Source organism: Aeromonas dhakensis (assembly GCF_002285935.1).
Lineage (GTDB): Bacteria > Pseudomonadota > Gammaproteobacteria > Enterobacterales > Aeromonadaceae > Aeromonas > Aeromonas dhakensis.
Genome location: NZ_CP023141.1, coordinates 1992905 through 2018103, shown reverse-complemented (window position 1 = coordinate 2018103; position 25199 = coordinate 1992905). Strand labels below are relative to the sequence as shown.

Annotated in this window: 22 protein-coding genes; 3 read left to right on the top strand and 19 right to left on the bottom strand. The window is 61.2% G+C overall.

The features are described 5' to 3' along the window. Positions 1 to 96 precede the first annotated feature (96 nt). On the top strand, positions 97 to 867 hold the full coding sequence (locus tag CK627_RS09865; RefSeq protein ID WP_095592232.1) for a substrate-binding domain-containing protein: 771 nt from the start codon (positions 97 to 99) through the stop codon (positions 865 to 867). 413 nt (positions 868 to 1280) lie between these two features. Further along, positions 1281 to 4814, top strand: coding sequence for a pyruvate:ferredoxin (flavodoxin) oxidoreductase (gene nifJ, locus CK627_RS09860; RefSeq protein WP_095593475.1), 3534 nt, complete (start codon positions 1281 to 1283; stop codon positions 4812 to 4814). 66 nt (positions 4815 to 4880) lie between these two features. On the opposite strand, the gene CK627_RS09855 is transcribed toward nifJ, so the two are convergent. Next, on the bottom strand, positions 4881 to 6245 hold the full coding sequence (locus CK627_RS09855) for an MDR family MFS transporter (RefSeq protein WP_005298417.1): 1365 nt from the start codon (positions 6243 to 6245) through the stop codon (positions 4881 to 4883). A 178-nt stretch (positions 6246 to 6423) separates the two neighbouring features. Here CK627_RS09855 and CK627_RS09850 point away from each other — a divergent pair, with 178 nt between their 5' ends. Further along, positions 6424 to 7020: an HAD family hydrolase gene (locus tag CK627_RS09850; RefSeq protein WP_095592231.1), complete on the top strand. Its 597-nt coding sequence runs from the start codon at positions 6424 to 6426 to the stop codon at positions 7018 to 7020. A gap of 88 nt (positions 7021 to 7108) precedes the next feature. On the opposite strand, the gene CK627_RS09845 is transcribed toward CK627_RS09850, so the two are convergent. The 18 genes from CK627_RS09845 to tapM all read right to left on the bottom strand — a co-directional run bounded on the left by CK627_RS09845 (position 7109) and on the right by tapM (position 25005). Beyond that, the gene (locus tag CK627_RS09845) at positions 7109 to 7906 is read right to left on the bottom strand and encodes a DUF1338 domain-containing protein (RefSeq protein WP_095592230.1); all 798 of its coding nucleotides are present in this window, start codon (positions 7904 to 7906) and stop codon (positions 7109 to 7111) included. 63 nt (positions 7907 to 7969) lie between these two features. After that, complete coding sequence (astD, locus tag CK627_RS09840) at positions 7970 to 9439, bottom strand: succinylglutamate-semialdehyde dehydrogenase (RefSeq protein ID WP_095592229.1); 1470 nt, start codon at positions 9437 to 9439, stop codon at positions 7970 to 7972. A 70-nt stretch (positions 9440 to 9509) separates the two neighbouring features. Further along, positions 9510 to 10529 carry an arginine N-succinyltransferase gene (astA, locus tag CK627_RS09835; protein ID WP_005298408.1) on the bottom strand — a complete coding sequence of 340 codons (1020 nt, stop codon included), beginning with the start codon at positions 10527 to 10529 and terminating at the stop codon, positions 9510 to 9512. A gap of 75 nt (positions 10530 to 10604) precedes the next feature. Next, on the bottom strand, positions 10605 to 11822 hold the full coding sequence (locus CK627_RS09830; protein WP_095592228.1) for an aspartate aminotransferase family protein: 1218 nt from the start codon (positions 11820 to 11822) through the stop codon (positions 10605 to 10607). Positions 11823 to 12099: 277 nt separating this feature from the next. Then, positions 12100 to 12681: an aminodeoxychorismate synthase component II gene (locus tag CK627_RS09825; RefSeq protein ID WP_017785076.1), complete on the bottom strand. Its 582-nt coding sequence runs from the start codon at positions 12679 to 12681 to the stop codon at positions 12100 to 12102. A gap of 20 nt (positions 12682 to 12701) precedes the next feature. Further along, positions 12702 to 12917, bottom strand: coding sequence for a hypothetical protein (locus tag CK627_RS09820; protein WP_005298403.1), 216 nt, complete (start codon positions 12915 to 12917; stop codon positions 12702 to 12704). A 124-nt stretch (positions 12918 to 13041) separates the two neighbouring features. After that, on the bottom strand, positions 13042 to 14046 hold the full coding sequence (trpS, locus tag CK627_RS09815; RefSeq protein WP_005298400.1) for a tryptophan--tRNA ligase: 1005 nt from the start codon (positions 14044 to 14046) through the stop codon (positions 13042 to 13044). A gap of 39 nt (positions 14047 to 14085) precedes the next feature. After that, positions 14086 to 14754, bottom strand: coding sequence for a phosphoglycolate phosphatase (locus tag CK627_RS09810; protein ID WP_005298398.1), 669 nt, complete (start codon positions 14752 to 14754; stop codon positions 14086 to 14088). Then, positions 14741 to 15415 carry a ribulose-phosphate 3-epimerase gene (gene rpe / locus CK627_RS09805; protein WP_010633199.1) on the bottom strand — a complete coding sequence of 225 codons (675 nt, stop codon included), beginning with the start codon at positions 15413 to 15415 and terminating at the stop codon, positions 14741 to 14743. The genes CK627_RS09810 and rpe overlap by 14 nt, the downstream gene beginning before the upstream one ends. Positions 15416 to 15689: 274 nt before the next feature. Beyond that, complete coding sequence (locus CK627_RS09800; RefSeq protein WP_017765003.1) at positions 15690 to 16562, bottom strand: Dam family site-specific DNA-(adenine-N6)-methyltransferase; 873 nt, start codon at positions 16560 to 16562, stop codon at positions 15690 to 15692. A 70-nt stretch (positions 16563 to 16632) separates the two neighbouring features. Then, positions 16633 to 18231 carry an SPOR domain-containing protein gene (locus CK627_RS09795; protein ID WP_095592226.1) on the bottom strand — a complete coding sequence of 533 codons (1599 nt, stop codon included), beginning with the start codon at positions 18229 to 18231 and terminating at the stop codon, positions 16633 to 16635. Beyond that, positions 18221 to 19303 (bottom strand): 3-dehydroquinate synthase, encoded by a 1083-nt coding sequence (gene aroB, locus CK627_RS09790; RefSeq protein WP_095592225.1) that lies wholly within the window; start codon positions 19301 to 19303, stop codon positions 18221 to 18223. The genes CK627_RS09795 and aroB overlap by 11 nt, the downstream gene beginning before the upstream one ends. Positions 19304 to 19317: 14 nt before the next feature. After that, complete coding sequence (aroK, locus tag CK627_RS09785) at positions 19318 to 19836, bottom strand: shikimate kinase AroK (protein WP_005298388.1); 519 nt, start codon at positions 19834 to 19836, stop codon at positions 19318 to 19320. Positions 19837 to 20027: 191 nt separating this feature from the next. After that, positions 20028 to 22229: a type IV pilus secretin PilQ gene (locus tag CK627_RS09780; RefSeq protein ID WP_095592224.1), complete on the bottom strand. Its 2202-nt coding sequence runs from the start codon at positions 22227 to 22229 to the stop codon at positions 20028 to 20030. Between the two features lie 16 nt (positions 22230 to 22245). Next, the gene (locus CK627_RS09775; protein ID WP_005298376.1) at positions 22246 to 22776 is read right to left on the bottom strand and encodes a pilus assembly protein PilP; all 531 of its coding nucleotides are present in this window, start codon (positions 22774 to 22776) and stop codon (positions 22246 to 22248) included. After that, the gene (tapO, locus tag CK627_RS09770) at positions 22773 to 23372 is read right to left on the bottom strand and encodes a PilO family type IV pilus biogenesis protein TapO (RefSeq protein ID WP_005298374.1); all 600 of its coding nucleotides are present in this window, start codon (positions 23370 to 23372) and stop codon (positions 22773 to 22775) included. Before tapO ends, CK627_RS09775 begins: the two co-directional genes overlap by 4 nt. Continuing rightward, positions 23369 to 23947, bottom strand: coding sequence for a PilN family type IV pilus biogenesis protein TapN (gene tapN / locus CK627_RS09765; protein WP_017781609.1), 579 nt, complete (start codon positions 23945 to 23947; stop codon positions 23369 to 23371). Before tapN ends, tapO begins: the two co-directional genes overlap by 4 nt. Beyond that, positions 23935 to 25005, bottom strand: a complete 1071-nt coding sequence (gene tapM, locus CK627_RS09760) for a PilM family type IVa pilus assembly protein TapM (RefSeq protein WP_017787953.1) — start codon at positions 25003 to 25005, stop codon at positions 23935 to 23937. Before tapM ends, tapN begins: the two co-directional genes overlap by 13 nt. Positions 25006 to 25199 lie beyond the last annotated feature (194 nt).

Genomic DNA, 25199 nt, shown 5'->3' with positions numbered 1-25199 from the left:
CCATGAAATATTTCACCGTTCATATTTCGTTGAAATAAATTCGATAAACGACCGGTCCTTTTCGCTTGAACCATCAGTCCCAAAGGAGTGTAGATAATGAAAAAGCATATATTTATGACGGCTTCCGCATTGGTAACCATGCTGACCAGTTATGCCACATTGGCGGACGTCAACTTATATGGCCCCGGCGGGCCGCACACCGCCTTGATCAAGGTGGGCAGCGCCTTTGAAAAGGAGACGGGGATCAAGGTCAACGTCCATTTCGGGCCGCAGGCGACCTGGAATGACGATGCCAGCAAAAACGCCGACATGCTGTTCGGCGCCTCCGAGCAATCGGCCCTGGCGATCGCCACCGACCATCAGCAGCAGTTCGACATCAACAAGATTACCCCGCTCTACCTGCGCCCGGCCATCATTCTGGTCAAGAAGGGCAACCCCAAGAATATCAAGGGGCTGGCCGATCTGGCCAAACCGGGCATCGGCATAGTCGTGCCGGAGGGGGCCGGGGTCAGCAACACCTCGGGAACCGGAGTGTGGGAAGACATGATAGGTCGCACCGGTGACATCAAGCTGGTGGCCGATTTTCGAAACAACATAGTGCAATACACCCCCAACAGCGGCAGCGCCCGCAAGGCGTTCCAGGAAGATCCCCGCGTCGATGCCTGGATAACCTGGATTGACTGGGCCAGGAGCAACCCGGACGTGGGCGACGTGGTGGCGATTGAAGAGCAGCTGGTGGTTTATCGGGATGTGAACATAGTCCTTAACAAGAGCCCGAGCCAGGATGCGGTACGTTTCGCCGAATATTTGAAAGGGGAAAAATCAAAGCAGATTTTTCAGCAGCTGGGCTGGTCCGATAAATTTTAATGACAAGAGAATGATGACCTTCTGATGACTATTATTGCATGCCAGTGCAGGGACGCATTGGCATCTATTTCCCCATAAATAGGATGGTCTGATTCACCAGATATTTATTTTGGCAATGCCGACTCTTGCTTAATAAATATGAAGCCTTAATTCATCGAGCGGATAAATTTGAAGATTGACAATCACAACCGCGAGACATTACTCATATTAACGTTCCATCACATATTTTCTTGCCGCAACATTGATTCACCCCAGCGCAGGATCAGCGAATTCACCGTCACAGGCCAGTGACACAGATTGCCACAAGGAAGGGCACAGCACGCTTTCGCTCCCCCCGGGGCAAGGCCCGGTCTCTTTTGTCGTTTGCGTACCCACGCCGACTGTGCAACCAAGGTTTGAGAATGAAACACGACATGCTAACGACGGACGCCAACAGCGCCGTTGCCTCCGTGGTTTATCGCACCAGCGAAGTGATCGCCATCTATCCCATCACCCCCAGCTCCGCCATGGCCGAGCAGTCGTCGGCCTGGGCGAGCCAGGGCAGTGCCAACCTGTGGGGGGATGTGCCGCGAGTGGTGGAGATGCAGTCGGAGGGGGGCGCCATCGCCACCGTCCACGGTGCCCTGCAGACCGGAGCGCTGGCGACCTCGTTCACCTCGTCCCAGGGGCTGCTGCTGATGATCCCCAACCTCTACAAGCTGGCGGGCCAGCTCATTCCCTTCGTGCTGCACGTGGCGGCGCGCACCGTGGCGACCCACGCCCTGTCGATCTTCGGTGACCACTCGGACGTGATGGCGGTGCGCCAGACCGGCTGCGCCCTGCTCTGCGCCAGCAATGTGCAGGAGGCGCAGGACTTCGCCCTCATCTCCCAGGTGGCCAGCCTCAACAGCCGGCTCCCCTTCATCCACTTCTTCGACGGTTTTCGCACCTCCCACGAGATAGCCAAGATAGTGCCGCTCGATGACGACACCCTGCGCGCCCTGCTGCCCGCCGAGGCGATCCAGGCCCATCGGGAGCGGGCGCTGACCCCCGACAAGCCGGTCATTCGCGGCACCGCCGCCAACCCGGACACCTACTTCCAGTGCCGGGAGGCGAGCAACCCCTGGTATGACGAGGGCTATCGCCACGTGAGCGAGGCGATGGACGCCTTCGGCGCGCAGACCGGTCGCCACTACCGGCCGTTCGAATACCTGGGTCACCCAGAGGCCGAGCGGGTGCTGGTGCTGATGGGGTCCGCCATCGGCACCTGTGAGGAGGTGATCGAACACCTGCTGGCCCGAGGGGAGAAGGTGGGGCTGGTGAAGGTGCGCCTCTACCGCCCCTTCTCGGCCAAGCATCTGCTGGCCGCCCTTCCCGCAAGCGCCCGCAAGATAGCGGTGCTGGATCGCACCAAGGAGCCGGGCGCCCTGGCCGAGCCCCTCTATCTGGACGTGATGACGGCACTGGCCGAGGCGGTCAGCCGGGGTGAGCGGGTCAGCTTGCCTCGGGTCATCGGCGGGCGCTACGGCCTCTCTTCCAAGGAGTTCGGCCCGGCCTGCGTGCAGGCGGTGTTTGACGAGCTGGCGCTGGCTAACCCGCGCCCGCGCTTTACCGTCGGCATCTTTGACGACATCACCGGCCTCTCCTTGCCGCTGCCGACCTCAGTGCCCCCGGCCAGCCACCTCAAGCTGGAGGCGCTCTTCTACGGCCTTGGCAGCGACGGTACCGTCTCGGCGGCCAAGAACAGCATCAAGATCCTCGGCAACCACACCGAGCTCTATCCCCAGGGCTACTTCGTCTACGACTCCAAGAAGGCGGGTGGACTCACCGTCTCCCACCTGCGGGTGGGAACGCGGCCGTTGCAGTCGGCCTATCTGGTGGAAGAGGCGGACTTCGTCGGCTGCCACCAGTGGCAATTCATCGATCTCTACCGGATGGCGGAGCGGCTCAAGGCGGGGGGCATCTTCCTGCTCAACAGCCCCTATGGTGCGGCCGAGCTCTGGGGCCGCCTCCCCCTCGAGGTGCAACATGCCCTGCGCGAGAAGGGGGCCCGTCTCTACACCATCAACGCCGCCAAGATTGCCCGCGACTGCCAGCTCGGCCAGCGCATCAACACCGTCATGCAGATGGCCTTCTTCCAGCTCACCGCCATCCTGCCGCTGGATGAGGCCATCCGGCTGCTAAAACAGGCCATCGCCAACAGCTACGGCAGCAAAGGGCAGGCGCTGGTGGAGCGCAACTGGCAGGCCCTCGCTGCCACCTGCGCAGCCCTGACCCAGGTGCCCCTCGGCGAGATGGAGGCCGACAGCCGGCCCCGCCCGCCGGTGGTCTCCCCCAAGGCGCCGGACTTCGTGCAGACCGTCACCGCCGCCATGCTGGCAGGGCTTGGCGACAGCCTGCCGGTCTCCGCCTTCCCGCCGGACGGCACCTGGCCGGTGGGCACCACCCGCTGGGAGAAGCGCAACATCGCCAAGGAGGTGCCCATCTGGCAGGCAGACCTTTGCACCCAGTGCAACTACTGCGTCGCCGCCTGCCCCCACTCCGCCATCCGCGCCAAAGTGGTGGATAAAGAAACGCTAGAGGATGCCCCCGCCACCCTGGATGCACTGGATGTGAAGGCCCGCGACATGCGCGGCCAGCAGTACGTGCTGCAGGTGGCGCCGGAGGATTGCACCGGCTGCAACCTCTGCGTCGAGGTGTGCCCGGCCAAGGATCGTGCCGATCCGAACCGCAAGGCGATCAACATGGAATCGCGGCTGGATCACCTCGAGGCCCAGAAGGCCAACTACGACTTCTTCCTGGACTTGCCCGAGCGCAGCGCCGAGCAGCTGGAGCGCATCGACATCCGCACCTCCCAGCTCATCTCGCCGCTGTTTGAATACTCGGGTGCCTGTTCCGGCTGCGGCGAGACCCCCTACATCAAGCTGCTGACCCAGCTCTACGGGGACAGGTTGCTCATCGCCAACGCCACCGGCTGCTCGTCGATTTATGGCGGCAACCTGCCCAGCACCCCCTACACCACCAATGCCGACGGGCGCGGCCCAGCCTGGGCCAACTCCCTGTTCGAGGACAACGCCGAATTTGGCTTGGGCTTTCGGCTCACCGTGGATCAGCATCGCGAGCGGGTACGCCGCCTGCTGGCTGAGTTGGGCGATGTGGTCCCGACCGGGCTGCAGCAGGGGCTGCAGGACGCCAGCCTGCCGGTCGCCGAGCAGCGGGCCCATATCGCGCAGCTGCGCGCACTGCTGCAGAGGCGCACCGACACAGCGGCCCGGGAGCTGGCCCGTGATGCGGACTACCTGGTGGAGAAATCGGTCTGGCTCATCGGCGGTGACGGCTGGGCCTACGACATCGGCTACGGCGGGCTGGATCACGTGCTGAGCCTGGGGGAGAACATCAATGTGCTGGTGCTCGACACCCAGTGCTACTCCAACACCGGCGGTCAGCAGTCCAAGGCCACTCCCCTCGGCGCCATCACCAAGTTTGGCGAGCAGGGCAAGCGCAAGGGACGCAAGGATCTTGGCGCCAACGTGATGATGTACGGTCACGTCTACGTGGCGCAGATCTCCCTCGGCGCCCAGATGAACCAGACTGTGAAGGCGATCCAGGAGGCGGAGGCCTACCCGGGCCCCTCCCTCATCATCGCCTACAGCCCCTGCGAGGAGCACGGCTACGATCTGGCCCAGAGCCACGAGCAGATGAAGCAGCTGACCGCCACCGGCTTCTGGCCACTCTACCGCTACGATCCGCGCCGCAAGGAAGAAGGCAAGGCGCCGCTGGCACTGGACTCCCGCACCCCCAGCGCGTCGCTGGCCGACACCCTGCAGCAGGAGCCCCGCTTCGAGCGCCTCACCCGCCAGCTGCCGGAGGTGGCCAGCCGGCTCTATGAAGAGGCGCAGGAGGATGCCCACCGCCGCTTCGCCTGGCTGAGCCAGCTGGCCGGCAAGGAGGCGCCGGCGCAGGAGTAAGCGCGCAAGTTACCACCAATAAAGAGGGCTCCCCGCGGGGAGCCCTCTTTTATCGGCTGGCGGCCATCAGGCGGGCATGTCGGCCAGCTCGTGGCGCTTCAACGCCAGCAGGGTGACCAGCAGGGCGGCACTGGCGATCAGCGCCATGCCGATGTAGGTGGCGCTGAAGCCGGGCGCCAGCTCGACCGGGCTCAGGCTGGCCAGGTTGTGGCTGCTGCCCGCCGGCAGGGCGGAGTGGAACAGCACGGCGCAGATGGCCACCCCGACCGCCCCGCCCAGCTCGCGGCCAAAGTTGAACAGCGACATGCCGATGCCACGATCCTCCCGCGGCAGGGCGTTTTGCACCACCACCGAGAGCGCGGGCAGCACCAGGCCAAGGCCGATGCCGGCAAACGCCAGCCCCAGCCTGATCCAGACGTCGAAGTGGATCTGCCACAGGGCCAGCGCCGCCAGGGCGAACCCCACCACCACGAAACGCTTGTAGTAGCCGGTGTGACCGATCAGCTTGCCGCCGACGAAGGCCCCCGCCGTGATGCAGACCATGAAGATCACCATGATCTCGCCGCTGTCGCTGGCGCTCATCCCCTTCTGCCACTGCATCTGCAGCGGCAGGTAGACCAGCACGGCGAACATCAGCAGTTGCGAGGCCAGCGCCAGCAGCACGCTCACCAGATAACCGGGCTGACGCGCCAGGTGGGCCGGCAAGATGGGGTCGTGGGCCCGCCGCTCGATCAGCACCAGCAACAACAGGGCCACCACTAGCGCGGCCGCAAGCCAGATGGCGGGCAGCGCCGCCTCCGGCGAGAGCAGCAACAGGGTGAGAGTGGTGACAGTGATGAGCAGCGCCGCCCCCTTCCAGTCGAAGCGGCTGTGACGACGCACATTGAGGTGGCCCAGGTTGCGGTTCACCAGCCAGAGGGCGATGGCCCCGAGCGGCAGGTTGATCCAGAAGATCCAGCGCCAGCTGAGCTGCTCGGTAAAATAACCGCCGAGCAAGGGGCCGGCAATGCTGGAAACCGCGTAGACCGCCGAGATATAGCCCTGATACTTGCCCACCTCCCGCGGCGGTATGCTGTCGGCGATGACGGTGAAGGCGAGCGCGATCAGGCCGCCGCCTCCCAGCCCCTGCAGCACCCGGGCGGCCAGCAGGGTCGGCAGATCCTGGGCCAGGCCGCAGGCCACCGAGCCGGCCAGAAACAGGCCTATACCGATGTTGAGCATGCGCACGCGACCGAACATGTCGCTCAGTTTGCCGTAGATGGGCAGGGCGGCGGTGGCCGCCAGCAGGTAGGCGGTGACCACCCAGGTGAGGGCGGCGCCGGCATTGAGCTCGGCCCCTATGATGGGCAGCGGGGTGGTGACTATGCTCTTTTCCAGTGAACCTAGCGCGATCACCAGGGCCACGCTCGAGAAGATGGTTTTGGGGGACATAAGACGGGCTCGCTCCTTTGTTGCTCCAGCGTCTGCGGCGCAGAACTTGTTATTGTCTCATACATCACCGGCGGATGACCAAAACCAGGGCATCCATGCCGGCAAGCATGACCCCGGTCGCGGCATTGTGCCCCCCGCTCTGGTAGGCTGCCCTTTTACCCCGAGAGGAAGCAGCCCCATGTCCGAGCAGTTCCGGTTTGAGCAGTACGACGCCCTGATTTTCGATATGGATGGCACCCTGGTGGACTCCATGCCGCGCCACCTGGATGCCTGGGAAATCACCAGCGCCGAGTTCGGCCTGCCCTTCGATCGCGCCCAGCTCAACGAGTACGGCGGCATTCCCACCCGCAAGATCGTCGCCATTCTAGCCGAACAGCATGGGCTGGATATCGATGCGGAGGCCTTCACCCGCCGCAAGGTGGCCCTCTACATGGAGCATATCCAGCAAGTGAGCGTCTTTCCTGCCATGTGGGAGCTGGTCAGGCGCTGCCACGGCAAGGTCCCCATGGGTATCGGCACAGGCTCGCCGCGCAATCAGGCGGAGTCGATCCTCAAAAGCACCGGGCTCGATGCCTATATCCAGGTGGTAGTGAGCGCCGACGATGTGGTCAACCACAAGCCCCACCCCGACACCTTCCTGCAAGTGGCCGAGCAGCTGGGGGCCAACCCCGCCAACTGCCTGGTGTTCGAAGACACCCAGATCGGCCTGCAGGCCGGCCGCGCTGCTGGAATGGAGACGGTACTGGTGCTGGAGGGGGAGCTCTACCAGCGCTAGGCCCAACACTCTGTGTCAGCCAGGACAAAAACGCCTCCACAAGGGAGGCGTTTTGCATGTATCCGTACCGGCATGAGCCGGCCCCGCCTTACATGGCGTTGGTGGATTCGAAGATCTTGTCGGCCGAGGCCTCGACGAAGCCCGGGTAGAGCACGCCGTCCGCCTGCGGGTAGCGCAGGGCGAATTCGTAGAAGCAGCTCGGGATGGTACGCACGCTGTCGCTGAAGGCCACGTCCGCCTTGTCGGCCATGGTGGAGGATTGCTCCAGCATCACCTGCGGGTCCCCTTTCACCTCGCCGCCCACGCTGTTGAGCACGAAGCCGGCCGCTTTCAGGGCAGCGTTGACCTGCTCTATGGTGTCGAAATCCCGCAGGCGGTTGATGTTGACGGTGAAGTGGTTGGCGCGATAACCCCAGGCCGCCATCCAGGCCGCATACTCGCTCTCGGCCAGCAGAGTCTGGTAGTCGGCATAGGAGACCTGCCAGGGGGCACCGGCATATAGGAAGGCGGCGGTATCGGTCAGATGATCGGGCACCTGATCCACCAGCTTGTGGATGATGGCCTGAGCGCCTTCGGAGAGCTCCTCTACCTTCAGCTCGCTGATGAACACCTTGGGAGCGTCCGGATCCTTGTGCTCGAAGTGCTTGGCGTAGAGCTTCTTGGCCTTGAACACGTACTCGCCCTTCTGCTCGTAGCCGAGCGCCAGGAAGTGGGCCGCCAGCTTCTCCAGCCCCAGCTTGGGCAGGTTGTAGGTACGAAACGCCACGTGATCGTTGACGATGGGTTCACCGCCCCCCAGCAGGGTGTGCACCTTGTGGGCACTCGGGGTCACCTTGATGTAGTTGTCCCACAGATGACTGAACAGGGTGTCGATATCCTTTTGCATCTCTCTTTCCTTTGATTGCGGGTACAGACAGGGGCACCCTGAGGTGCCCCCTTTTCGTTGTTGTCAGAAGCTCAGGCCGGGAGACAGCTGATCCGGCATGGCAGCCTTGCTGTCTTCGACGGAAGCCACCGGATACGCACAGTAGTCGGCGGCGTAGTAGGCGCTCGCTCTGTGGTTGCCGGAGGCGCCGATGCCGCCGAACGGGGCGGCACTGGAGGCGCCGGTGATGGGCTTGTTCCAGTTGACGATGCCGGCGCGAATGCGCTTGAAGAAGTGGTTCCAGTCCGCCTCGCTGTCGCCGAGCAGGCCGGCCGAGAGGCCGAAGCTGGTGGCGTTGCCCTGGTCGATGGCGGCATCGAAGTCGTCGTAGCGAATGAGCTGCAGCAGCGGGCCGAAGTACTCTTCATCCGGCAGCGCGCTGACCGCGGTCACGTCTATGATGCCTGGAGAGACGAAGCCGGTGCCCGCTTCCAGGTGCTTGAGGGTAAGCAGGCTCTCGCCACCGAGGCGCTGCAGGCTGGCTTGCGCCTCGACCATGCCAAGCGCAGCCTTCTCGCTGATCATGGCGCCCATGAACGGCTGCTCGGCGGCGTCATAGAGGCCGACCTTGATCTGGCCGACCACCTCCACCAGGCGCTTGACCAGAGCATCGCCCCGCACACCGCGCTCGACAAACAGGCGGCGCGAGCAGGTGCAGCGCTGGCCCGAGGTGATGAAGGCGGACTGCACGATGGCATGGACGGCGCCATCGATGTCGCTCACGTCTTTCACGAGCAGCGGGTTGTTGCCACCCATCTCCAGGGCCAGGATCTTGCCCGGCTGGCCGGCAAACTGCTGGTGCAGGAAGTGGCCGGTGCGGGACGAACCGGTGAAGAAGAGGCCGTCGATGTCCGGATTGCCGGCCAGCGCCTTGCCGGTGTCGACCTCGCCCTGCACCAGGTTGAGCACGCCCTTGGGCAGTCCCGCCTCCTGCCACACCTTCAGCATGGCTTCAGCCACCATGGGGGTCAGCTCGGACGGCTTGAACACCACGGTATTGCCGGCGATCAGCGCCGGCACGATATGACCGTTGGGCAGGTGGCCCGGGAAGTTGTAGGGGCCGAAGACCGCCACCACCCCGTGGGGTTTGTGGCGCACGAATGCCTTGGCGCCCGGCATGGGGTTCTCCACCGTGCCGGTGCGCTCGTCATGGGCGCGGATGGAGATGGCAATCTTGCCCTGCATGGCGGCGACCTCGGTACGGGTCTCCCACAGCGGCTTGCCGGTCTCGCGGGCGATGGTCAGGGCCAGCGCCTCCTTGTGCTCGCCAAGCAGGTCGGCGTAGCGGCGCACGATGGCCAGACGATCGTCGAGGGCCAGATCGGACCAATGATAGAAGGCTTGGCGGGCGGCCTTGACGGCGGCATCAACCTGGGCGGCGCTGGCGGCCTCCCCTTGCCAGATCACCTGATTCTTGGCCGGATCCTTTGATTCGAACGGCTTGCCTTCACCGGCCAGCCACTGACCGTCGATAAACTGCACTAAATGAGTCATCCAATCACTCCCTGTGGTATGCAGGCAGCCGAGGCTGCCTGTTTCATATTCGGTTTCGTCGCCAGCCGGATCAGTCGAGATCGACGGCACGCACCATGTCGCCATCCTGCACCTTGAGCGCCGCCGCCATCTTGGGCGGAATGATGGCCTCGTGCTTGTCGAGATCGACCCGGATGTTGCCGTAGCAGGCGCGGTAGTGCTCGTAGCGGGTGTTGCAGATCAGGTGGGTCTTGCCGCCGATGGGCTCGCCCACCAGTACCCGCAGCTTCTGGCTGCGGCGCACGCTGCGAATGTTCTTCACGTCGCACTCGACAGTGGGGCCGGCATCGAAGATGTCGACATAGCCGCGATTCACGAATCCTTCGTCCTGCAGCATCTTGATGGCCGGGCGGGTCTTCTCGTGGGTCTGACCGATGACGGCGCGCGCCTCGTTGCTCAGCAGATTGACGTAGATGGGGTACTTGGGCATCAGCTCGGCGATGAAGCGCTTCTTGCCGATGCCGGTGAGATAGTCGACGGTGGGAAAATCCATCGAGAAGAAATGCTTTTGCAGCCACTCGTAGAAGGGGCTGTGACCATCGCCATCGGAGACGCCGCGCATCTCGGCGAAGACGGTTTCATCAAACAGCTCGGGGTGTTCGGCCATGAACAGAAAGCGGTGCTTGGAGAGCAGACGGCCGTTGAGCCCCTCGCGGGCGCATTCGCGCAGAAACAGGGTGCAGAGCTCGGAATTGCCGGTGTAGTCGTTGGAGAGGGTGAGCGTCTCCACCACGTTGTAGATGCCGAGCTTGGGGGAAGAGTGCACCACCTTGCCGATGTGATAGTTGTAGAACGGCTGGGACAGGCCCACGGCCGCATCGATGGCGCAGGTACCGACCATTTCGCCGGTCTCCAGATCCTCGGCGACGAAGAAATAGAGGCAGTCACCCTTGCCCGCTGGCTTGTCCGAGAAGGTCTGGGTGGAGGCGTCTATCTTGCGCTGCAGCAGTTCATCGTTGACGGGCAACGAGGTCATGCCGGTGCCGGATTCGATGGCACAGGTCTTGAGACCGGCAAAATCTTTTTGCTCGATGGGACGGATAACCAACATAAATGACAACTCCCTTTCATTGACGACAGGTGGGGGCCCGGCTCCTGCCGGGCGGGTTCCCCACCTCAATTTGGATCAGGCGTTAACCACCTGGGCAACCGCTTTCTCGAACCGGGCCAGACCTTCCTTGATGTCCGCTTCCGGAATCACCAGGGACGGCGCGAAGCGCACCACGTTGGTGCCGGCAACCAGCGCCATCAGGCCCTGATCGATGGAGGCCAGCAGGAAATCGCGGGAACGACCCTTGTAGTCGTCGTTCAGCACGGCGCCCAGCAGCAGACCCTTGCCGCGCACTTCGCTGAAGCAGTGGTACTTGGCGTTGATGGCTTCCAGCCCTTCGCGGAACAGTTGCTCGCGCTGCTTGATGCCGCTCAGCACTTCCGGAGTGTTGATCACGTCGATTACCGCCTCGGCCACCGCACAGGCCAGCGGGTTGCCGCCGTAGGTGGAGCCGTGAGTACCCACTTTCAGGTGGGAGGCTATCTCGGTGGTGGTCAGCATGGCGCCGATGGGGAAGCCGCCGCCCAGCGCCTTGGCGCTGGTGAGGATGTCCGGCGTGACGCCCAGACCCATGTAGGCAAACAGATCGCCGGTACGGCCGACGCCAGATTGCACTTCGTCATAGATCAGCAGGGCGTTGTGCTGGTCGCACAGCTCGCGCACCCCTTTGGCAAACTCGTCGGTGGGACGAATGATGCCGCCCTCGCCCTGCAGCGGCTCCATCACCACGGCGCAGGTATTGTCGGAGATGACCTCGGCCAGTGCGGCCAGATCGTTGTAAGCCACGTGGGTGATGTCAGCGGGCTTGGGACCGAAACCATCGGAGTAGGCAGCCTGGCCGCCGACGCTGACGGTAAAGAAGGTACGACCGTGGAAACCCTGATGGAAGGCGATGATCTGGGTCTTGTGGGCGCCAAACTTCTCGATGGCGTAGCGACGGGCCAGCTTGAGGGCGGCTTCGTTGGCTTCGGCACCCGAGTTGCAGAAATAGACCTTGTCGGCGAAGGTGGTGGCGACCAGCTTCTTGGCCAGACGCAGGGCCGGCTCGTTGGTCATCACGTTGGAGAGGTGCCACAGCTTCTCGCCCTGGGTTTTCAGGGCCTCGACCAGCTTGGGATGGCAATGGCCCAGGCCATTGACGGCGATCCCGCCGGCGAAGTCCACATACTCACGGCCTTCCTGATCCCAGACACGTGACCCTTCACCACGCACCGGGATGATCTTGGCGGGCGCATAGTTGGGAACCATCACTTCATCAAACACTTCACGTGTCACTGCCAACAACTCTGACATATTGCTCTCCTTCGATCTGGCGACAGAATAATCCACCGCCCAAAAGTTAAATCCATGTAAACACATCGGCATTGTCACAGAAAAAAAGCTAAAAGTCTGCAACAAAGCGCGTTACAGGGAACAATGTTCGATTGCCCGTGAGATTTTAGGCAACCGCATTGCATAACGGCTCAGGGGGTGTTGGCAAGAGATAATTTGGACAGGGAGGCAGGTGAATAAAGTGTCAGGGAAAATATTTTTGGCCTCATCACGATTTTGAGAGGCCGATCACGACTTGTCAGGAATTTGCCAGAAAATTGGCCAGCAATTGATGGCCCTGATCGCTCAAAATGCTCTCCGGATGGAACTGAACCCCCTCTATATTCAACTGCTTATGGCGCAGGCCCATGATCTCGTCCGGGCTGCCGTCGGCATGTTCGCTCCAGGCGGTGATCTCGAGACAATCGGGCAGGGTGTCGCGCTCCACGATGAGCGAATGGTAGCGGGTGACCCGCAGCGGGTCGTTGAGCCCCTTGAAGACTCCCTCCCCCCGATGGCGGATGAGCGAGGTCTTGCCGTGCATCACCTGACGGGCACGCACCACCCTGGCACCAAAGGCTTGCGCCAGCGACTGGTGGCCGAGACAGACGCCGAGAATGGGAAGCTGGCCGGCAAAACGGGAGATGGCCGCCAGAGAGATGCCCGCCTCGTTTGGCGTGCAGGGGCCGGGAGAGATCACCAGATAGCGGGGAGAGAGCCGGGCGATGGCATCCAGCGTCAGCTCGTCATTGCGCTTCACCACCACCTCCTGTCCCAGGGCGCCAAAATATTGCACCAGATTCCAGGTAAAGGAGTCGTAGTTATCGATCAACAACAGCATGGGTCAACCAGGGCAGAGAATTAACGATCCAGATAGCGGCCCTGCTCCATCTCGCGCTCGCGCTGGCACTCGGCCAGGTAGATGGCGGCGGCGATGGCGGGGATTTTGTGGTGCTTGTCGATGGCGTTGGAGACCATCAGTTGCAGGGTATGCAGGTTCTTGGCCTTGCGGAACTTGCGCAGCCAGTGACCCTTGTCACCCAACTCTTCAATCGTGGTATTTGATTCGACAGACATGCTAACTCTTGGGGCAGACGCCCGCGTTTGAAATTGGAAGATGAAAACAACGAATAGCAGGTCGGGTAAAACAAAGAAAGCCAGGCAAATACCCAGCTCTCTTCTACTACACCTTCCCAGTATGTCAGGCTCGAGGAACGAAGCCGACTACATCATATACGCTGGCCAGGGTTTTTTCAGCCCTTTCCCGCGCCTTTTGTGCACCTGCCGCCAAAATGGCCTGCAGATGAGCCTCATCCTGACGCAGCTCGTGGAAGCGCGCCTGGATCGGCTCCAGCAAGGCAACCACGGCCTCGGCGGTTTCGGTCTTGAGGTGACCGTACATCTTGCCTTCGAAATGCTGCTCCAGCTCGGGGATGGAGCGACCGGTCACCCCGGACATCAGGGTCAGCAGGTTGGAAACCCCCGGCTTGTTCTCCGGATCGAAACGCACCACCGCCGGCTCGTCGGAGTCGGTCACCGCGCGCTTGATCTTCTTGACGATCTGCTTGGGATCTTCCAGCAAACCGATGAAGTTGGCCTCGTTGTCATCCGACTTGGACATCTTCTTGGTCGGATCCTGCAGGCTCATCACCCGGGCGCCTTCGGTCGGAATGAAGGGTTCAGGCAGGGTGAACACCTCGCCGTAGAGGTTGTTGAAGCGGGTACAGATGTCGCGGGTCAGCTCCAGGTGCTGCTTCTGGTCGTTGCCCACCGGCACCTGATTGGCCTGATAGAGCAGGATGTCGGCCGCCATCAGCACCGGATAACCGAACAGGCCGACGTTGACGTTGTTCTCGAAACGGGCAGACTTGTCCTTGAACTGGGTCATGCGCGACAGCTCGCCCATCTGGGTGTAGCAGTTCAGGATCCAGCCAAGCTCGGCATGCTGCGGCACGTGGGACTGGATGAAGACGGTGCTCTTGGCCGGATCGATCCCCACCGCCAGATAGAGGGCGGCGGCGTCCAGGCAGGCCTTGCGCAGGGCGGCCGGATCCTGGCGGGTGGTGATGGCGTGCAGATCGACGATGCAGTAGAGGCAGTCGAAGTCATCCTGCATGTTGACCCACTGACGCAGGGCCCCCATGTAGTTGCCGATGGTCAGCTGGCCCGACGGTTGGGCCCCGCTCAATACGATAGGTTTAGTCATCAGAGTGTTGATCCTTGTTATTCGGCCTGCCCGGCCAGCTTATTCGGCCAGCAGCGCGTCGAGCTGGGCAAACTGTTCGCATACCCAGTCCGGGCGGGAATCTGCGATGGGACGACCGTAGTTGTAGCCGTAGGTCAGCCCCACCACCTTCATGCCGGCGGCCTGAGCGGCCAGCACGTCATTTTCGGAGTCGCCCACCATCAGGGTGCGCGACGGGCTGACGCCCAGCTCGTGACAGGCCAGCAGCAGCGGTTCCGGGCTCGGTTTCTTGACGGGCACGCAGTTGCCCCCCAGCCAGAGCGCGAAGCAATCGGCGATGCCGAGGGCATCGAGGATCGGCTGCACGAAGTGGCTCGGCTTGTTGGTCACGATCCCCTGCCGGTAGCCCAGCGCCTGCAGGCGGCGCAGGCTCTGCTCGACCCCGTCATACATGGCCAGCCCTTCCAGCAGGCAGGCCTGATAGTGACGGTCAAACAGCGGACGGGCGCTGGCAAACAGCTCGGGCGCCGCGCGATAGTCCAGCGCACGCTGGATCAGCTTGTCGGCACCGTTGCCGACCCAGGTCCGTACCACGGCCTCGTCGGCCTCGGCCAGCCCGAGTTCGGTCAGCGTACGGTTGACCGCCAACGCCAGTTGCGGGGCGCTGTCGATAAGGGTGCCGTCCAGATCGAACAGCACCAGGTCAAAATCACGTTCAGCGTTTGACATGAGAGAGCTCCGCCCGCATCTCGTCGATCACCGCCTTGTAGTCCGGGCGGCTGAAGATGGCAGAGCCGGCCACGAACATGTCGGCACCCGCCTGGGCAATTTCACGGATGTTCTCCACCTTGACCCCGCCGTCGATCTCGAGACGGATGTCGCGGCCGCTCTCGTCGATCAGGCGGCGCACCTGGCGCAGCTTGTCGAGGGTGCCAGGAATGAAGCTCTGGCCACCGAAGCCCGGGTTGACCGACATCAGCAGGATCACGTCCAGCTTGTCCATCACGTACTCCAGGCAGGTGAGCGGGGTGGCCGGGTTCAGCACCAGACCTGCCTGGCAGCCCTGCTCCTTGATGAGCCCCAAGGAGCGGTCGACGTGATCGGACGCTTCCGGGTGGAAGGTGATGAGGGAGGCACCGGCCTTGGCAAAGTCGGGAATGATGCGATCCACCGGCTTGACCATCAGGTGCACGTCGATGGGCGCCTCGATGCCGTAGTCACGCAGGGCCTGACAGACCATGGGGCCTATGGTCAGGTTGGGCACATAATGGTTGTCCATCACGTCGAAATGGACCACGTCGGCACCGGCGGCCAGCACCTTGGCGACATCGTCCCCCAGACGGGCAAAGTCGGCGGAGAGGATCGAGGGGGCAATAAGAAAGTCTTTCATCAGCGTCATCCATTGGCAGCGTGGCAGAAAAAGCGGCGCAATTTTACCGCAAACGAGCGCCGAAAACGACCCGCACACGGTACGGAAAAAGCGAACGCCATCATCACCACAAATGGATGCTGAAAACGACCTGCACACGGTATGGAATACGCAGGCTCCATCATGACCGTACATCTGCACACAATACAGGCCCAAAAAATATCCCGCAGGATCTGCCTATCCCCCTCATCGACTGCGGGAGACATAAAAAACGGCACCCAAGGTGCCGTCTGTCTCAGCCGAGTGGCGCCAGTTCGGCGTCGCTCGGGTAGTAGCCCTGCTCCGGCTCGATGCCGGGCGGATAGAGCGCCAGCAACTCGGCCACCTTGTTGCGGGTGCCACCGTTGCGGCTGATGGTGCGCTTGACCAGGATCTCGTCGAGGCGGGCACCGCGATAGAGTTCGCGGGTCAGCTCGATGTCGTGGTTGCTGATGAGCACGGGCACCCCTTTGCGGGCCGCGGTGTGGCGGGCCAGTCTGGCCAGCACGGCCTGATCGTCCAGGGTAAAGCCGCCGGCCGAATAGGTGGTGAAGCTCGCCGTGGTGGAGAGCGGCGCATAGGGCGGATCGCAATAGATGACCCAATCCTCTTCGGCGCGCTGGATGGCGTCGGCATAACTTTCACAGATGAAGGTCGCCTTCTGCGCCTTCTCGGCGAAGGCCCACAGCTCTTTTTCCGGGAAATAGGGTTTCTTGTAAGAACCGAACGGGACGTTGAAGCCCCCTTTCTTGTTGTAACGGCACAGGCCGTTGAAACCGTGCCGATTCAGAAACAGGAACAACAGGGCACGCTCGAAACTGGTATCGGCCTGATTGAACTGGGTACGCAGCCGGTAGTAGGCGGCCTTGTGGTTGTGCTCGGCCACGAACAGCTTGCGCGCCTCGGCGATGAAGCTGTCCGGCGTCTGCTTGAGGTGGTTGTAAAGCCCAATCAGATCCGGATTGATGTCGTTGAGCACATAGGCGTCGTAGTCGGTGTTGAGAAACACGGACCCGGCCCCGACGAAGGGCTCCAGCAACACACGCCCGGCCGGCAAACGCTCGGCAATCTCTTCAACCAGGGAGTATTTTCCCCCGGCCCATTTTAAAAAAGCGCGTGTTTTTTTCATGGAAATCCGGTGTTAAGAAGGCATCGACCAAAAAAGGGGGACGATTCTACCCCCTTCCCGGCCAAAATGGCTATTGCTTCAACTCTTTTTGTACCTGCGCAAACGACTTAGGCCAGGGTTGACCCTTCAGCAAGGCGGGCGACAGCTTGCGAATGGCGGCCTTGGCCTGGTTGCTGCTGGCGTAGTCCCCCTGCAACACCACGTACCAGGGGCTGCCGCGGAACTGGGTCTGATAGACCCAGATCTTGCCGGCAAGGCCATTTTCGGCCACGAACTTGTCAACCGCCTTGGTGTTGCTCGCCCCCATCAGCTGGATGCTGTAGTGGCTGCGCGGCTTCTTGTTCAGGGTGGCGGCGGGAGTCAGCGCCACCTTGGGTGCAGGAGTCGCCACCGGCTCGGCGGCGGCCGGTTTGACCACCGGCTTGCTGGTAGCCTGCACGGGCTGGGCCTTGGCGGCTGTTGCCGGCTGGGCGGTGGCATTGGGTGTGGCCGCCTGCCTGGCAGGCTCATCCTGGGTGGCTGCCGCCCGGGAATCGGCACCGGTCAGCTCATCCACCACCGCCGTGGGCAGGGCTCCGCTGACGTTGGGCTGCTTCATCAGCTTCTCGACCACCTCGTCGGAGATCACCACCCGGCGCCCCTCGTAGTTGGTCGATTCGGTGGTAACCGTGTCGCTCTCCACCGCCTTGGGCAAGGCCTTGGCATCAGGCTGCCAGTCGCGTACCACACCCCCCTGATTGGTGGCGGCACCATCATTGTTCACACTCTGATTGCCGTTCTGGCTGCTGTTGCTGCCACCGACGGTGAGCGGGTCGCCACCCGACACGGGGATCGGCAGCGCCGTGCTCTGGACGGGTTCAGGTACGGCCCCTTTGTCGTCACTGCTGAACAGGGCCGGCAGCAGATAACTCAGCGCCAGCAGGCCGCCGGCAACCAGTGCCAGCAGGGTCGCAATCTTCTTGACAGGCAACTCGGCCTGACGTTTCTTGGGCCTTCTGTCGGTCATGATATCCTCCAGTAACTGCATGATGGTGGACGGATGTCCATTCGCCACTTTCAGGATCTCTTCCACTTTCGGCTTGGGCAAGAGGGCTGTCGGGATCTTGAGCTCTTTGGCCTTCTCATACAAGAAGATACGTTGTTCGGGGGCGCTCAGCGGCGCGACTTCCAGCTCCAGTGCCGGCATGGCACGCCCTTTGAGCAACGCCTTCTGGGTGCGACACCAGACGTCACTGCCGGACACCATGATCGCCAGCTGATGGGGCACAGCCAGGGTGTCGTTGTGGCGGCACAGGCTCCACAGCTCGCCAACCAGTTCGGCAGGCAGCTCGTCTGCCCGTTCGATCAGCAGCAGCAATGTGGCCGGTTTGCCCTCCAGCATGCGAAAGAAGCTGTCTGCCAGCGCATCCTGTGGATTGAACAGCGGGCGGGCCACCACCTGGGGCAGCAACAACTGGCGCACGTCCACCATCTTCATGGCCGGACTGCCGATCAGGCTGGCGACGCGGACTTTTTCAGGCAGGCTATCGAGCATGGCCTGACACAAGGTGCCGCGACCACTGCCGGGTTTGCCGGAAAGAAAAATGAAAGGATGATTGAATTCAATCAGATGCAGCAGCCGGTCAACCAGCTGCCGCTGGGAAGGAAGCTTCAGCAGTTTATTTGTCACGACCAGACTCAATCACCGCCAGCAGTTCAGCATCGGAGACATCGGCCACTACCTGGGCATGACCGATGCCAACCGGCAGCACCAGACGCAGTTTGCCTTCCAGCACCTTCTTGTCGCGATGCATGTGACGAATGAAGGCGGCAAAATCCATCTCGGGCGGTGCCTGTACCGGCAGATTGGCCGCCAGCAGCAGTGCCCGGATACGGGCTACGTCCTGCTCGGTCACATCGCCACGGGCCTGTGCGGTCCAGGCTGCCAGCATGGTGCCCGCCGCCACGGCCTCGCCGTGCAGCCAGTTGCCGTAGCCCTTTTCGGCTTCGATGGCATGGCCGAAGGTATGACCCAGGTTGAGCAGGGCACGCACGCCATGCTCGGTTTCGTCCTGACCGACCACATCGGCCTTGATTTCGCAGCAGCGACGGATGGCATAGGCCAGCGCGGCCGGCTCCTGCGCCTGCAGACGGAACATGTTGGCTTCGAGCCAGCAGAAGAATTCGACATCCCAGATGATGCCGTACTTGATCACCTCGGCCATGCCGGCGGCGAATTCACGGGCAGGCAGGGTCTGAAGGCACTCGGTGTCGATGACCACGTGTCTGGGCTGATAGAAGGCCCCGATCATGTTCTTGCCGAGAGGATGGTTGACGGCGGTCTTGCCGCCGACGGAGGAGTCAACCTGGGAGAGCAGTGTGGTAGGCACTTGAATGAAAGGAATGCCACGCTGGTAGCTTGCCGCAGCAAAGCCGACCACGTCGCCTATCACACCGCCCCCCAGGGCGATCAGAGTGGTATCACGGCCATGGTTGGTTTCCAGCAGAGCGGACATGATCCGCTCGAAGGTTGCCAGGTTCTTGTAGGCCTCGCCATCCGGCAGGATCAGGTGTTCAACCTGATAACCGGACAGCAGCTGGGTAATGCGCTCAAGATACAAGGGGGCGACAACGATGTTGGTCACTATCATGACCCGCTTGCCCTTGATGGTTTGCGTCAGCACCTCTGCATGCTGCAACAGACCTGCCGCTATCTCGATGGGATAGCTGCGTTCACCCAGTTCGACCTTCAACCTTTCCATGGACGTCCTCTTGATTACATGCCGATCAACTTGACGATTTGATTGGCAACAACTTTTGCGCTCTGGTCATCAGTCTGGATGACAAAGTCAGCCACTTCTTCGTACAGGGCGTTGCGCTCTTGCGCCAGACGCTCGAGTACTTCGCGCGGCGGCTCTTCGGTTTGCAGCAGCGGGCGACGTTTGTCACGTTGCGTCCGGGCCAGCTGCTTCTCAATGGTGGTCTCGAGGTACACCACGATGCCGCGAGCAGAGAGTTTGTTGCGTGTTTCACGGCTCTTGATGGCACCGCCACCCGTTGCCAGCACGATACCCTGCTGTTCGGAAAGGTCACCAATGACCTTCTCTTCGCGGATCCGGAAACCCTCTTCGCCTTCAACATCGAACACCCAGCCGATATCGGCACCACTGCGGCGCTCAATCTCATGATCTGAGTCGAAAAACTCCATATGCAGTTGTTCTGCCAGATGTCTACCTATGGTGCTCTTGCCCGCACCCATGGGACCTATCAGGAAAATATTGCGTTTCTCAGCCATGTCTTTTCGTTAGTAATTACAAACTGTACGACCCCGACAAACTCTCGATCGGGGTACCTATGAACCTTATCTTGCGATGGATCAGGAGGGGGATTATCTCAATAGAAATCAGGACTGGCAACCGCAGCCCTTACGCCCCAGCCTCATTGGGGCGTAAGGTTATATGTGTTTTACCTTCACATGTAAAGTCTTCAGAAAGTCTCGGTGACTATCTTCGGTGTCACGAAAATCAGCAGCTCCCGCTTTTTGTTCGCGCTGGTCGTCTTGCGAAACAGTACCCCCAGACCCGGGATATCACCCAGCAGGGGGACCTTGGTCACATCGTTTGTAATAGTCTGCTGATAGATACCGCCCAGCACCAGTGTCTCGCCATTGTTGACCAGCACCTGGGTGGTGATCGACTGGGCGTTGATGGAGACGGCATCGCCGGTACCGGTAGGTACGGTTTCACCCTTGGTGTCCTGGGTCACGGTCAGATCCAGGATCACCCTGTTGTCGGGAGTGATCTGCGGCGTCACCTTGAGACTCAGCACTGCCTTCTTGAAGGTGACCGAGGTAGCCCCGCTGGAGGAGGACTCCACATAGGGTATCTCGGTCCCTTGTTCGATCAGCGCCGGCTTCTGGTTAGCGGTAGTCACCCGGGGGCTGGCAATGATCTCGGCCTTGCTCTCCTTCTCCAGTGCCGACAACTCGAGATCCAACAAGGTGCCGTTCGCCAGCCGCGCCACCTGGAAGGCCAGGGTACCGGCGGCGTTGGTCACCGGCAGATTGACGTTCAACCGATCGTCCACCCCGGGACGGGTAATGGTCGAGCCACCGTTGTTGTTGCCGGAACCATCATTGCCCTCGATGGAGCCCGAGGTACTGTTGCCGTGACCATCGTTCTTGGTCACCCCCCAGCGTACCCCGAGTGCCTCGTCGAAGCCGTCGTCTATGGTCACCATGCGCGCTTCGATCACCACCTGCTTGACCGGGATATCCAGAATATCCAGCATGCGCTTGATGTTGCTGATGACGTCGGCGGTGTCCTTGACTACCAGCACGTTGGTCCGCTCATCCACGCTCACCGCCCCCTTGGCAGAGAGCAGCTTGGTGCTTTCAGACGAAAGCAGCGCCGCCACCTCGGATGCCTTGGCATAGTTTATCTGCAGGTATTCGGTGTAGAGCGGAGCCAGATCGGCAACCTGATTGCGGCTCTCCAGCTGCTGTTTCTCGCGGGCGGCTATCTCTTCCGCCGGAGCAACCAGCAGAATGTTGTTGTCGAGCCGCTTGTCGAGTCCACGCACCTTCAAGATGATGTCGAGGGCCTGCTCCCAGGGCACCCCATCCAGCCGCAGGGTGATGTTGCCCGACACCGAGTCCGTGGTCACCAGGTTGAGATTGTTGAAATCCGCGATGAGCTGCAACACGGTTCTGACCGGAATATCCTGGAAATTGAGGGAGATGGGTTTGCCCTGATACTGCTTGCCGGCACTCGCCGCGGTGCGCTTTTTCACCTCGACGATGAACATCTTGTCCGCCTGGTCGTAGCGATAATCAAACTGGCCGTTGACCGACAGCTCGAACAGGGTGTCATTGCCCTGGCGAAACACCTCAACCTGAGAAACAGGGGTGGCAAAATCCTGCACATTGATCAGATTGAGCAGGTCGTCCGGAACCCGGGTGCCGTGAAACTTGGCCAGCACAGTCTGACCGCGGCTGCTAACGTCCACGGCGGCAGAACTGTTATCCAGCGTCACCAGAAATTCCCCCTGTCCGTCCTTGCCACGTCGAAAATCCACGCCTTTGACGGAGTTGAAATAAGCGCCACTGGCCGAAGTTTGCGGGGTTGGCAACACAGGTTTGCTGGCAACCGGCGCCGCCACCGGAGCACTCTGGCGGGCAAGCTGCTGGCTGTTGATTAATGCCGACGAGGTTGCCGGCTGGGTATTGATAAGGGCGGACGAATTCGGCTGGGGAGCCACCAGCCCCGAGGAAGAGGCCGTGGTTGGCAGCGGCATAGCCGCCTTGTCCCCCAACGCAACCAACAGCTTGTTGCCCTGCTGGTGCACCTGATAGGGAGTCAGTTGATCGAGCGCAATCTTGATATCGAGACCCGCCCCCTTGCCCTCTACCTTGATGTTATCCACCCCCTGCTGCTTGATGGGCAGGGGATTCACGTTGAGTGCCCCCACAGCCCCCGGCACATGCAGCAGCAACTGGTTGGGTTCATAGGAGAGCCGATCGGTAAACCCGCTGACCGGTTCACTGAAACTCAGCTCCAGCAGCAGTTGATCGGCCATCAGCGGATTGACTTTGACCTCCTGCAGGGTGGCCACCGCCCAGGCCTGGCCCCATGCACCGACGCAAAACAGCAGGGCCACTCTGGTTGCCTTACCTATTGTTGTTCTCATCGCAGTTCATCCCTGATTATCGTTTTGCTTCAAGATTGGCCATGCCCAGCTGGGTTTCTCGAGTCACCCAGCATCCTTTGCCGTCCGGTATAGTCTCAATCAAATCCACGTAAGTGTCAGTGATCCTGATCACCCGCCCCTGATCCAGCCCCATATGCTGGTTGAGGCCCACCCGGATGGACTGACCATCCGGCGTTCTGATCAGAGCCCACAGCTGCCCCTGCTTGCCAAGGGAACCCTGCATGCTCAGGCTGGCCAGTGAATAGTTCTCCAGCACCTCTTTCTCTCTGTTGGCGACGATCTGGGCGCAATCCGGTTTCACCTTGGCATCCGTCTTGGCACTGCTGGCCTCGGGCTGGGGAGCGATGAAGGGACTGCGCTGATCACTGAGATGATAAGCCATGGGAGAGAAGGGCTTTATTTCGGGAAGCGGTTCAATGGGAACCGGCTTTCTGGCCTTCACCTCGGCCACGTAATTATCCATGTCATCCTGACCGCCGCAGGCCGTCAGCAACAATGCCGGCAACAGAACGCAGAGTATCCTCATTTTTTCTGCTCCACCGTCTTGCCGTTGTATTTATAGGTCTTGGCCAGCATCGACATGGCGATCATGTCATCCTGCTCCTTGCCCTGACCCAGTGTGAACGACTCCAGAATGACGATCCTTGGCAAGGCCGCCATGTCAGCCGTGAACTTGCCGATCTCATGATAGGTGCCCACCACTTCTATTCGCATGGGCAGCTCGGTGGAAAACTCGTGCTTGATCTCCGGCTCCCAGTTGATGCGATTCAACTTGAGGCCGTTGTCGGTGGCGATGAAGCTGATGTCATCCAGCAGCCCGGCCACTTCATGGGTATTGGGCAGCTGTTTTAGCTGGGTATCGACCAGTTGTTCAAGCTGCACCATCTGCGCCTTGTAGGCACCGAGATTGGCGGCCAGCATCGCCTTGCTCTCAAACTGTGACTTGAGCTCCGCCTCCTTGTCGGTTTCCTGGGTCAACAGAGTCAGCGACTTGGCAATCACGTAGTAATAGATGGCGCCCCCAAGCAGGGCGCAGAAGAACAGGATGAAGATCCCCTTGGCCAGTTTGGGCCAGCTGGCGATGTTGTTGAAATCCAGTTCGTTGAGCTGTTGCAGGTTCATTTCTGCCCCTTAGCCATGTCGAGGCTGGCTCCAGCCGCCACGGCGACCTGGAACATCATGGAAAACTGGCTCAGGGAGACGGGTGCCACGTCAGCCGCAAAGATGGTGCTGATCTGCGACTGCCCCAGCCAGCCGGAACCATCGATGCGACGCATCATGCTGGCCACCCTGCCATAGGCTTCGGTCTTGCCGTTCACGTCGATCCGGTTGTCCTGCAGAGCCAACGTGTTGAGATACACCCCATTGGGTACCAACGAAGGCAGCTGGTTGAACAGACGAACCGGCAGGTTGCGACGCATCTGCAGATGCTCGATCAGCTGCATGCGGTCAATCAGCTCCTTGCGCCGCTCCTTGAGCAGGCGGATCTCGCCAAGCTGGGCATCGAGTATGGTCATCTCCTGCTGCAGACGCTGGTTGCGCTGCTGCTGATGGCCGATCTGCTGTTCCACCAGCCAGTCGGCGGCAAAACCGAGGGACGCCGTGATGGCCATGAAGATACCGAGCATGACGCCGAACTGCTTCTTCTGACGCAGCGCCCTGGCTTCACGCCAGGGAAGGAGGTTTATATTTGACATGGCGTGAAGCTCCTCAATGCCAGACCCAGCGCCGTCATGTACTTGGCACCATGGGCAGCGACCTCTCCCTTGGGTTTGCCAAACAGGGTAAAGGGATCGGGATGCAACACCTCGCAGCTGAGCTCGTTACCAATCTGAGCCGCCAGCCCGGGCAGCAAGCTGCCCCCTCCGCTCAACACCAGTTTGGAGAGCTCCCGGTGGCCGGAAGAGCTGCAAAATAGCTGGACGTTGCGCCGCACCTGCTGCAGCAACGCATTCATGTGGGGCAGCAACACATCCAGCTCGTGATCGATCGGCAACTTGCCCTGCAGCTTGGCCTGCTCGGCATCATCCAGAGAGAGGCTGTAGAAAGAGGCCAGTGCCTGGCTGTATTGGTCGCCACCGAAGTTCTGCAAGCGGGAGTAGATCACCTCCCCCTTCACCAGCGCGGCAAATGTCATGGCGCTGGCGCCGATGTCGATGACACCGACCGGTTTGTCCCACTCCTGCAGCTCAGGCAGACAGGCGAGTACCGCCCGCCCCAAGGCGTGTGCCCCGACATCCACCACCTTGGTGGTCATGTCGGCTTCCGCCAGCGCGGTGACCCGACCATTCACGCTCTCGGTGCGGGCCGCGCTCAGCAGCACCTCCTGGCGCTCCTGATCGGCGACCTTGCCCAGGATCTCGAAATCCAGGCTCACTTCATCGAGGGGGAAAGGAATGAGTTGTTCAGCCTCAAGCTGGACCTGATTTTCCAGCTCGCTTTCACTCAGGCTGGCATCCACCTGAATGACCTTGGTGATCACGTTGGAGCCGGTGACGGCAGTAGCCACATACTGGCTGCTGCCCGAGATGAGGCGCTTGAGGCCCTTGAGAGACTGGCCGACCCGCTCGATATCCTGCAGCTGATAATCGACCAGAGTGCCTTTGGGAGTGGCAACCTCCGCCACGGATTCGAGGTGCAGCTTGCCGGGACGGCCGGTGATGGTCACGGCCTTGATGGTCTGACTTCCAAAATCAATGCCTGCCAGTGGAAGCAGAGAACCCTTGTTGAATAGCCCAAACATATACACATCCATGCGTTATATGGGTTTTAGGATTGATTGTAGGACAGCTAATCAGAAGATGATGGCTTAACTCATCCTAAATGCTCTATCTATCAATGTCATAAAGTTTATGCCGAAAAGTGATGCAACTCGCTTTCCGAGCCGCGCCCTCCTCCCCTTGGTTATTGAGTCGCAGAGTGCTAACCTCCCGCCTCTTCTCGAGGAGC

Excerpts from the sequence above, each read along its gene's own strand:
- CK627_RS09865 (WP_095592232.1), top strand. The coding sequence starts at position 97 with ATGAAAAAGCATATATTTATGACGGCTTCCGCATTGGTAACCATGCTG.
- nifJ (WP_095593475.1), top strand. The coding sequence starts at position 1,281 with ATGCTAACGACGGACGCCAACAGCGCCGTTGCCTCCGTGGTTTATCGC.
- CK627_RS09855 (WP_005298417.1), bottom strand. The coding sequence starts at position 6,245 with ATGTCCCCCAAAACCATCTTCTCGAGCGTGGCCCTGGTGATCGCGCTA.
- CK627_RS09850 (WP_095592231.1), top strand. The coding sequence starts at position 6,424 with ATGTCCGAGCAGTTCCGGTTTGAGCAGTACGACGCCCTGATTTTCGAT.
- CK627_RS09845 (WP_095592230.1), bottom strand. The coding sequence starts at position 7,906 with ATGCAAAAGGATATCGACACCCTGTTCAGTCATCTGTGGGACAACTAC.
- astD (WP_095592229.1), bottom strand. The coding sequence starts at position 9,439 with ATGACTCATTTAGTGCAGTTTATCGACGGTCAGTGGCTGGCCGGTGAA.
- astA (WP_005298408.1), bottom strand. The coding sequence starts at position 10,529 with ATGTTGGTTATCCGTCCCATCGAGCAAAAAGATTTTGCCGGTCTCAAG.
- CK627_RS09830 (WP_095592228.1), bottom strand. The coding sequence starts at position 11,822 with ATGTCAGAGTTGTTGGCAGTGACACGTGAAGTGTTTGATGAAGTGATG.
- CK627_RS09825 (WP_017785076.1), bottom strand. The coding sequence starts at position 12,681 with ATGCTGTTGTTGATCGATAACTACGACTCCTTTACCTGGAATCTGGTG.
- CK627_RS09820 (WP_005298403.1), bottom strand. The coding sequence starts at position 12,917 with ATGTCTGTCGAATCAAATACCACGATTGAAGAGTTGGGTGACAAGGGT.
- trpS (WP_005298400.1), bottom strand. The coding sequence starts at position 14,046 with ATGACTAAACCTATCGTATTGAGCGGGGCCCAACCGTCGGGCCAGCTG.
- CK627_RS09810 (WP_005298398.1), bottom strand. The coding sequence starts at position 14,754 with ATGTCAAACGCTGAACGTGATTTTGACCTGGTGCTGTTCGATCTGGAC.
- rpe (WP_010633199.1), bottom strand. The coding sequence starts at position 15,415 with ATGAAAGACTTTCTTATTGCCCCCTCGATCCTCTCCGCCGACTTTGCC.
- CK627_RS09800 (WP_017765003.1), bottom strand. The coding sequence starts at position 16,562 with ATGAAAAAAACACGCGCTTTTTTAAAATGGGCCGGGGGAAAATACTCC.
- aroB (WP_095592225.1), bottom strand. The coding sequence starts at position 19,303 with ATGGAAAGGTTGAAGGTCGAACTGGGTGAACGCAGCTATCCCATCGAG.
- aroK (WP_005298388.1), bottom strand. The coding sequence starts at position 19,836 with ATGGCTGAGAAACGCAATATTTTCCTGATAGGTCCCATGGGTGCGGGC.
- CK627_RS09780 (WP_095592224.1), bottom strand. The coding sequence starts at position 22,229 with ATGAGAACAACAATAGGTAAGGCAACCAGAGTGGCCCTGCTGTTTTGC.
- CK627_RS09775 (WP_005298376.1), bottom strand. The coding sequence starts at position 22,776 with ATGAGGATACTCTGCGTTCTGTTGCCGGCATTGTTGCTGACGGCCTGC.
- tapO (WP_005298374.1), bottom strand. The coding sequence starts at position 23,372 with ATGAACCTGCAACAGCTCAACGAACTGGATTTCAACAACATCGCCAGC.
- tapN (WP_017781609.1), bottom strand. The coding sequence starts at position 23,947 with ATGTCAAATATAAACCTCCTTCCCTGGCGTGAAGCCAGGGCGCTGCGT.
- tapM (WP_017787953.1), bottom strand. The coding sequence starts at position 25,005 with ATGGATGTGTATATGTTTGGGCTATTCAACAAGGGTTCTCTGCTTCCA.